7 protein-coding genes are annotated in these 8,277 nt (G+C 71.1%); 3 read left to right on the top strand and 4 right to left on the bottom strand.

What is annotated here, in order from left to right; translation table 11 throughout:
• Positions 1-25: 25 nt before the first annotated feature.
• A complete protein-coding gene (locus ACGFNK_RS20280; RefSeq protein ID WP_393417702.1) occupies positions 26-706 on the bottom strand; it encodes a dienelactone hydrolase family protein in 681 nt (226 codons plus the stop codon).
• Positions 707-846: 140 nt separating this feature from the next.
• Entirely contained in the window at positions 847-2,031 is a 1,185-nt protein-coding gene (locus ACGFNK_RS20285) for a hypothetical protein (RefSeq protein WP_393417658.1), read from the bottom strand.
• Between the two features lie 126 nt (positions 2,032-2,157).
• Between ACGFNK_RS20285 and ACGFNK_RS20290 the strand changes: the two genes are divergently transcribed.
• Positions 2,158-5,268, top strand: a complete 3,111-nt coding sequence (locus tag ACGFNK_RS20290; RefSeq protein ID WP_393417660.1) for an FAD-binding and (Fe-S)-binding domain-containing protein — start codon at positions 2,158-2,160, stop codon at positions 5,266-5,268.
• A 471-nt stretch (positions 5,269-5,739) separates the two neighbouring features.
• Here ACGFNK_RS20290 and ACGFNK_RS20295 read toward each other — a convergent pair whose 3' ends face one another.
• A complete protein-coding gene (locus ACGFNK_RS20295) occupies positions 5,740-6,369 on the bottom strand; it encodes an NADPH-dependent F420 reductase (protein ID WP_393417662.1) in 630 nt (209 codons plus the stop codon).
• Between the two features lie 403 nt (positions 6,370-6,772).
• Positions 6,773-7,240, bottom strand: a complete 468-nt coding sequence (locus tag ACGFNK_RS20300; RefSeq protein ID WP_393417664.1) for a nuclear transport factor 2 family protein — start codon at positions 7,238-7,240, stop codon at positions 6,773-6,775.
• 51 nt (positions 7,241-7,291) lie between these two features.
• Between ACGFNK_RS20300 and ACGFNK_RS20305 the strand changes: the two genes are divergently transcribed.
• Both ACGFNK_RS20305 and ACGFNK_RS20310 read left to right on the top strand, forming a co-directional pair.
• On the top strand, positions 7,292-7,774 hold the full coding sequence (locus ACGFNK_RS20305; RefSeq protein ID WP_393417666.1) for a MarR family winged helix-turn-helix transcriptional regulator: 483 nt from the start codon (positions 7,292-7,294) through the stop codon (positions 7,772-7,774).
• Positions 7,775-7,954: 180 nt separating this feature from the next.
• Positions 7,955-8,277 (top strand): helix-turn-helix domain-containing protein (locus ACGFNK_RS20310; RefSeq protein WP_393417668.1); only part of this gene is annotated, 323 nt, incomplete at its 3' end.

Here is an 8,277-nt window from a genome sequence, read left to right on the forward strand (position 1 = left end):
ACCTCGGCCCAGCCCTCGAAAAACGTCACCGCCGCTCGTCGGCCTCCCGTGCGGACCCAACGGACCGCACCCGCTCGACGCACCACTCCTTGGCGGTGTGTGCGACCTCCTCCAGCGCGCCCGGCTCCCCGAAGAGGTGGGTGGCTCCCGGCACCACGTGCAGGGAATGTGACGCCCGCAGCATGTCGGCCGCCTCCTCGTTGAGCCGCAGCACATCGCGATCCCGGCCGCCGACGATGAGCAGCACAGATGCTCGTACGCGTGCCAGGGCGTCGCCCGCCAGATCGGGCCGTCCGCCTCGCGACACGACGGTCAGTACGCGCTCGGGCCGCTCGGCGGCGGCCACCAGGGCTGCCGCCGCGCCCGTACTCGCGCCGAACAGGGCGACGGGGAGCCCCCTCGCCTCGGGCTGGCCGTCCAGCCAGTCGATCGCGGCCACCAGGCGTCGCCCCAGCAGCGGGATGTCGAAGCGGTGCTCGCCCGTCAGGGCGTCCTGGTTCTCCTCCCGTTCGCTGAGCAGATCCATGAGCAGGGTGCCGAGTCCGGCCGTACGCAACTCGGCGGCCACCATCCGGTTGCGCGGACTGTGCCGGGAACTGCCGCTGCCGTGCGCGAACAGCACGACTGCCCTGGACTGGGTGGGAAGCACGAGATCACCGGCCAGCGTCACCTTGTCGGCCGGCACCGCAACCAACTGGGAGATCATCGGGATCATCTTCTTCCTCGGGCCGAAGGGCCCGCGGTTCGCCGTTCGACTTGTCCGGTTGTCCGATTCCTCCCCACCGCGTACCCCTGGTGGCCCCGGCGAACATCAGGCCCGTACGACCGAGGGGCATGTCGATCCGCTCAATCCGCGGCCATGTCCCCCGGCTCGCGATAGCGCAGCAGCACGCCCACTCCGTCGGCCAGCGGGACCCGGTCCGGGTCCACCACGATCAGTTCGGCTCCGGTGCGGGCGGTGGCGTGCAGCAAGGCGGCGCCGGCGGGCTGGGCACGTACGGACGTCGCTCCGAAGGCCTTCAACTCCTCGGCTGACATGGCGACTTGGTACGGCTCCGCGCCCACCCACAGTCGCTCGGGGAGCCGTGGGGAACGGGTGAGCAGGAGGGCTCGGGCCCGGCCGCGTTGCAGGGCGGTGACGGCGGCGGTGATGCCCTCGGACTTCTGGCTGTGCCTGGCGCGCTGGGCGAGGAAGGTGTCCAGCTGGAGGCGGTCCGGTCCGCTCAGACGGCCGTCCAGCGTGCGGGCCACTTCCGTCTCCACCAGGGGCCGGCCGGGGGCGGTGTCGGCCGCCGTGCCGGGCCCGCTCTCGACCACGGTCACGCGGTTCTGGAGGTGGATGGGCATGCGGTTGACCAGGACGCCCGACAGCCAGGGGTCGCCCTCGTCCCGGCGGAGCACGACGGGCCCGGCTTGGTGCCGCCCTGCGAGTTCGTCCAGTTCCTGAGCGATACGGGGCGCCGTGCGCGGCCAGTCCTCGACCGGCACCAGACGGTCAAGGCGTGGTCCCGGCGCCACCCGGCTGACAGGCCACCGCCCGCTCTCGGCGACGACCGAGACGTACTCGCCCTTCTCGGCCGAGACGCCTCGGGTGAGGGCGACGGCCACGTACGGGATGTCCGGTGCGCGCTGCACCGCCAGCGGCAAGGTGTCGGGCAGGTCGTCGAATCGGGCCGTGTCACGCACGGGCGGGTCGGGCAGGTCCGCCACCAGGACGAGTTGCCCGTGCGCGGCGAACAGCGCCTGCCCGTGCCGGCCGGAAAGGTCACGGCCGGTGCCCACCGCCGCGTCCAGGACGGAGACGGTGGCCGCGTCCGTCCCCTGGTCGCGCAGCGTGTCCCGCAGGTGGCGCCAGCGCAGATCGATCGCCTTGTCGGGTTCGTCGATGTCCCGGGAGGTGTCGAGGTGGACGCTGGCCCACGGGCCGGGCCGGGAGAAGAGCGGGTCCAGGAACGAGAGCTTCACGGTGGCTCCCTGAGCGGTGGTGGCGGTTCGGCGGCCCTCGGGGGTGCGGGCGCGGAACCGGGTCACGTGCGCGTCCTGCGTGTACCCGCTCGGGCTGTGCGCCATGCGCGGGCGGCGGCTGGGTACCCGGCGGGCCCGTACCTCGTACGACAGGGCCGGTGATCCGGCAGCCGATGCCAGGAGGAGGACTTGATGGGTGTGGAGAGCCTGCCCGATCCCGTCGTCAGCAGGCGACCCGAGCGGCCGATCGACCCGGCCGCGCTGGAAGCAGCGCTGCGTGAGCGGGTCGACGGCGAGGTGCGGTTCGACGCGGGCAGCCGGGCCGCGTACGCGACCGACGCCTCGAACTTCCGGCAGACGCCGATCGGTGTCGTTCTGCCGCGTACGCCCGAGGCGGGAGCCGAGGCGGTGGCGGTGGCCCGGGAACACGGCGCTCCGGTGCTCTCGCGGGGCGGTGGCACGAGCCTGGCGGGCCAGTGCACCAACACGGCGGTGGTGCTGGACTGGTCGAAGTACTGCGACCGCCTGGAGTCCTTGGACACCGACGCCCGCACGTGTGTCGTGCAGCCGGGCATCGTGCTGGACGAGCTGAACCGGCAGCTCGCGGCTACCGGTCTGCGCTTCGGCCCGGAGCCCGCCACGCACGCGAACTGCACCATCGGCGGCATGATCGGCAACAACTCCTGCGGCGCCACCGCGCAGCAGCACGGCAAGGTCGTCGACAACATCGCGCGCCTGGAGGTGCTGCTCTACGACGGCACCCGTTTCTGGTGCGGCGAGACCAGTGAGGAGGAGTACACCGAGATCGAGCGGCGCGGCGACCTGCGGGCCACCCTGTACCGGCAGTTACGGGCGCTGCGCGACACGTACGCGGACGAGATCCGCCGCCGCTTCCCGGACATTCCCCGCCGGGTGTCGGGCTACAACCTCGACTCGCTGCTGCCCGAGCACGGCTTCGATGTCGCGGGACTGCTCGTGGGCAGCGAGTCGACGCTGGCCACCGTGCTGCGCGCCGAGCTGGAACTCGTGCCGGTGACGAAGGAGCGCACGCTGGTCGTGCTCGGATTCCCGAGCGTCGACAAGGCCGCGGACGCCGTGCCGGAGATCCTGCCGCACCGGCCGATGGCTCTGGAGGGCGTCGACGCACGGCTGATCCGCGACGAGCAGCTCAAGCACCTCAATCCGAGGGCGATCGCCCAACTACCCGCGGGGCGTGCCTTCCTGATGACGCAGTTCGGCGGGGAGACCCTCGAGGAGTCCGACGCGCGGGCGCACCGGATGCTGAGCGCGCTCCACGAGAGCGAGCACGACGCGGAGGTGGCCTTCCTGGACGATCCGGCGCGCGAGGAGGAGCTGTGGCAGGTCCGCGAGGCGGGTCTCGGTGCCACCGCGCATGTGCCGCACCGGCCCGACACCTTCGAGGGCTGGGAGGACTCGGCGGTGCCGCCCGAGCGGCTCGGCGAGTATCTGCGGCGGCTGCGCGGGCTGTTCGAGGAGTTCGGGTACCAGAGCGATACGGGGCCCAGTCTCTACGGGCACTTCGGTCATGGCTGCGTGCACACCCGCATCCCGTTCGACCTGTACAACGCCGACGGGGTGGCGGCGTACCGGCGGTTCATGGAGCGGGCGGCCGATCTGGTCGCGGAGTTCGGCGGGTCCTTCTCCGGGGAGCACGGTGACGGTCAGAGCCGCGGTGAGCTGCTGCCGCGGATGTTCGGCAGCGAACTGGTCGAGGCGTTCGGCCGGCTCAAGGCGGTCTTCGATCCGGACGACCGGATGAATCCCGGCAAGGTCGTGGCGCCGTACCGGCTGGACGAGAATCTGCGACTGGGTGCCGACTGGGCTCCGTACGACCCGCAGGATCTGTACTTCCACTATCCGGACGACGGCGGGTCCTTCGCGGAGGCCGCCAACCGGTGCGTTGGGGTGGGCAAGTGCCGGCAGCTCACGAACAAGGGTGGCGCGGTGATGTGCCCGTCGTACCAGGTCACGCGGGAGGAGGAGCACTCCACGCGAGGACGGGCCCGGCTGCTGTTCGAGATGCTGGACGGTCACGGGGACAGTGCGGTACGGGACGGGTGGCGATCAGATGCGGTACGGGACGCCCTTGATCTGTGTCTGGCCTGCAAGGGCTGCAAGTCCGACTGTCCGGCGGACGTGGACATGGCCACGTACAAGGCGGAGTTCCTGGCCCATCACTACGCGGGGCGGCCTTGGCGTCGGCCGCGCTCGGATCTGTCGATGGGCTGGTTGCCGGCCGCGGCGCAGGCCGTCGGCCGGCTGCGGCTAGGGCCTGCGGTCAACGCGCTCACGCACGCGCCCCTGCTGGCGCGGGCTGCCGTCGCCGTCGCGGGGGTCGAGAAACGCGAGATCCCGCGGTTCGCCGACGAGACGCTGCAACAGTGGTTCACTCACGCTCGCCACGAGCCGCAGGGCGACGGGGCGCGCGGCACCGTTCTGCTGTGGCCGGACACCTTTACCAACTTCTTCCACCCGCACATCGGGCAGGCCGCGGTACGGCTGATGGAGGACGCGGGCTGGCGGGTCGTCCTGCCCGCGGAGCCGCTGTGCTGCGGGCTGACCTGGATCTCCACCGGGCAGCTCGGCACCGCTCGGCGCATCCTGACCCGGACCGTGCGCCGGCTGGCCGAACACCTCCACGACGGTGGGCTTGTGGTCGGCCTTGAGCCGAGTTGCACGGCGGTGTTCCGGTCCGATGCCGGTGAGCTGTTCCCCGGCGACCGCGATGTCCGCAGGTTACGCCGGCAGACGGTGACCCTCGCGGAGCTGCTCACCGAGCACAGTCCTGGCTACGTCCCTCCGCCGGTGCCGGTGGGCCGGTCGGAGGCGCTGGCGCAGGTGCACTGTCACCAGCACGCGGTGCTGGGGTGGGACGCCGACGCCGCGTTGCTGCACCGCGCGGGGGTCGACGCCGAGCGTCTGGAGTCCGGCTGTTGCGGGCTGGCCGGCAACTTCGGGTTCGAGCGCGGGCACTTGGATGTCAGCCGGGCCTGTGCGGAGCGGGTGCTGCTGCCGCGTCTGCGCTCGGCTTCCGCGCGGGCGGTGGTCCTGGCCGACGGCTTCAGCTGCCGTACGCAGATCCATGAGCTCGACAGCTCCGGGCACGAGGGAGTCCACTTGGCGGAGCTGCTTGCTTCCGGGCTGCCGGACGCGCCAGGCACCGCCTACGCCGACGCCTCGGGCGCCCGCCCGCCATCTCCGGGCCGGCTGGCCACCGCTGCTGCACTCGGCGCCACGGGGCTCGCGGCCGCGGGGGTGGCTCGGTGGGTGCGGCGGCTGTGAGTGAGAGGGGCGCCGCCCCTCCCGGGGTTTTGTGTCGGGCGCGGGTTGAGTGTGGCTGGTCGCGCAGTTCCCCGCGCCCCTGGGTGCGTTGGGGGTCGGGGCCGTGGGCCGGTGCGTCAGCCCGTCGCAGGGTGGGCATACGGCCCTTCGGCTTCCACAGGGTCCGGGTGACCTGAGACAGAACCTACGCGACGGGCATACGACGCACCGGCCCACGTCCCCTCCCGCCGGTGGGAGAGTGCGGGGAGTTGGGGGTACGGGCTTCCAGGGCGCGGGGTTGCTCGGGGCGCCGGGAGTCGCAGGCTTTTGCTTTTTCAGGGGCGCGGGGAACTGCGCGACCAGCCACGACGCACCCGCAGCCGCGACACTACGTGTCACCCCACCCCCTGGCGGGGGCCTGGGGCGCAGCCCCAGTTTCGGGAAGGGGCGGGGCTGGGGAAAAGAACCCCCCACATACCAACCGCACCGCCGTCAAACGGCGGCGTGCACCAACGCGTCCAGCTCCGCGGCGGAAAGTTCGGCGGTGAAGGCGGTGGTACCGGGCTGGTGCCTGCGGCCGCCGCGGCCGAGGTAGCCGGCGTCGACCGGGTCGAAGCCGAGGTCGCGGATCAGGCCCGCTACCACCGCCTTGGCCTCCTCGTCGTCACCGGACAAGGGGATGGCCAGCCGGGCGGGGTCACCTTTGGTGCGCCCGCGGTCGCGCAGGTCCTGCCAGTGCACGGCGTTGAAGGCCTTGACGAGGTCGGCACCGGTGAGAGCCCGTAGCTTCTCGCTGGAGGTGGTCCTGTCCTCGTCCAGATCGGGGTCGTGGCCGTCCCGCTGAGGGAAGTAGTTGCAGGCGTCGACGACGACCTTGTCGCGCAGGTCGGCGATCGGCAGCTCGTTGATCCGCCCGTAGGGAATCGCGATGACGACCAGTTGCCCGAACCGGGCGGCCTCCTGAGCCGTCACGGCCCTGATCGGGCCGCTGATCTGTGAGACCAGGTCCTTCAGGGTCTCGGGGCCGCGCGAGTTGGCGATGGCCACTTCGTGGCCGATCCCGGCGAGCCTGGTGGCGAGTGTGGAGCCGACGTGACCGGCTCCGATGATCCCGATGCGCATGGTGTTTCCTCTGCCGGTGTCTGCGGGCGGGCACTGGAATCTCCCGCGATCTGCAGACGGAGTTTCCGGATAAGCGCCGACGAAACGACCGTCGACGGTGACGGGCCCTCGTACGAGGCCGATGCCGCCGTGCCGTCGCGCCGACGGCCTGGACGGCGTTGCCGCACCGGCTTACGCGCATGAGGAAAGCCACACGCCCGTTTGCGCCACCCAAAGTGACGCATCGGTCACCGTACGCGTGAATGGTCAACAGCCCGGGCTCTCCAGGCTCGACCACGATTTCCCCCGACTGGGCCGGCTCCCGCGGCCGTACACGCGAAGGGCGACGGTCAGTCCACAGGCAGGCCCACCTGAGTGAGTCCGATGTTTGTGCTGGTTGCGACCGTGCTGACACATCCCGTGCTCAGGGCGAGCTCTTCCCGTCCTCGGCTTGTCGATCGGTCTCGCTCGGAGCCGCAGGGCGGAGGCGCTCGTAGCAGTCGTAGTTGCGCTGAGCGATGATCTTTCCGTCGCGGAATTCGAGGAACGCCGCGATGTGGGCGCGCAGCACCTGCCCTGCGGTCAGGTCGCCGAGGGACACGGCCAGCGTGCCGGACCACGTGACTTCCAGGGCGACCTGGGCGCCGGCTGCGACCGCGTTGATCACTTCGAAGTGCTGCTCGGCGAGCAGCTTGTGTCCCTGCTGCGCGGCGGCGATCAGGTCCGGCAGATGACGGACGGTGCTGTCCGGGAAGAGGGCGTTGGGAAGCTGCGTGTGGACCGCGTCCGGGTGGAAGAAAGCGGCGAGTTCCTCGCCTGCGGCGAAGCGGGACACCGCCTGGTGATAGCGGACGGCGGTGCGGATGTTGGGGTGCTCATGTAACTCCGGCATACCAACAACCATAGTTGTACAACCAATGTTGTCAAATGGCAGAGTGGACCCATGCAGCAGCCACTCGTCCCACATGACCTCGACACCGGCACCCTCGCCCTCTTCGCGGGCTTCGCCGCCACCTCCGCCGTCCAGGACGAACTCGCCGCCCACGGCTTCCCCGACCTGCGCATGTCCCACGGCTACGTCTTCCAGCACCTCCTCGACGCCCGGCCCACCATCGGCGACCTAGCCGAGAAGCTCGACATGACCCAGCAGGGCGCCTCCAAGGCAGTCGCCGAACTGGAGCGCCTCGGCTACACCGAACGCCTCCCGGACCCCCACGACGCACGCATCCGCCGCGTCACGCTCACCCCCCGCGGCCACGAAGCCGTCGCCGCCGCCCGCCATGCCCGGGCGGCACTGGAAGAACGCCTCCGGCAGCGCTTCGGCACCACGGCCCTCGACGCCGCCCGCACCCTGCTCGCCGACCTCCTCGACGACCTCGGAGGCGCTGCGGCCGTCCAGCGCCGCGAGGTCAGGCCGCCCCGCTAGTGTGATGCGCCAGAAATCCTGAGGGTTACTTGGTACCTTCTTTTCATGGCGCATCGGGGCCCTGCTGCTGTGGAGATCGTTCTTTCCGAGGACGAGCGTGTTGAGCTTGTGCGCCGGGCGGGGATGCCGGACCGGCGCACGGCTGAGCGGGCTCGGATCATCCTGGCCTGTGCTGATGGCATGTCGAATGCGGGTGCCGCGCAGGCTGTTGGCGCCGGCGTGAAGACGGTCCGCAAGTGGCGTGGGAAGTTCGCCGCTCAGCGGCTGGCGGGGCTTGAGGACGAGGGCCCCATCGGCCGGCCGAAGTCGGAGCTGGTCCTGACCGAGGACGAGCGGGCCCAACTGGCGCGCTGGGCGCGGCGGGCAAAGACCGCCCAGTACCTCTCACTGCGGGCGAAGATCGTGCTTGACCAGGTCGAGGACGTGATCGTGGCGACGCTGGAGTCCACGCCGGGCAAGGACACACACTGGTCGCGCGCCTCGATGTCCGCTCGCACCGGACT

The sequence above is a fragment of the Streptomyces sp. NPDC048825 genome (assembly GCF_043198355.1).
Taxonomy (GTDB): domain Bacteria; phylum Actinomycetota; class Actinomycetes; order Streptomycetales; family Streptomycetaceae; genus Streptomyces; species Streptomyces xiangluensis.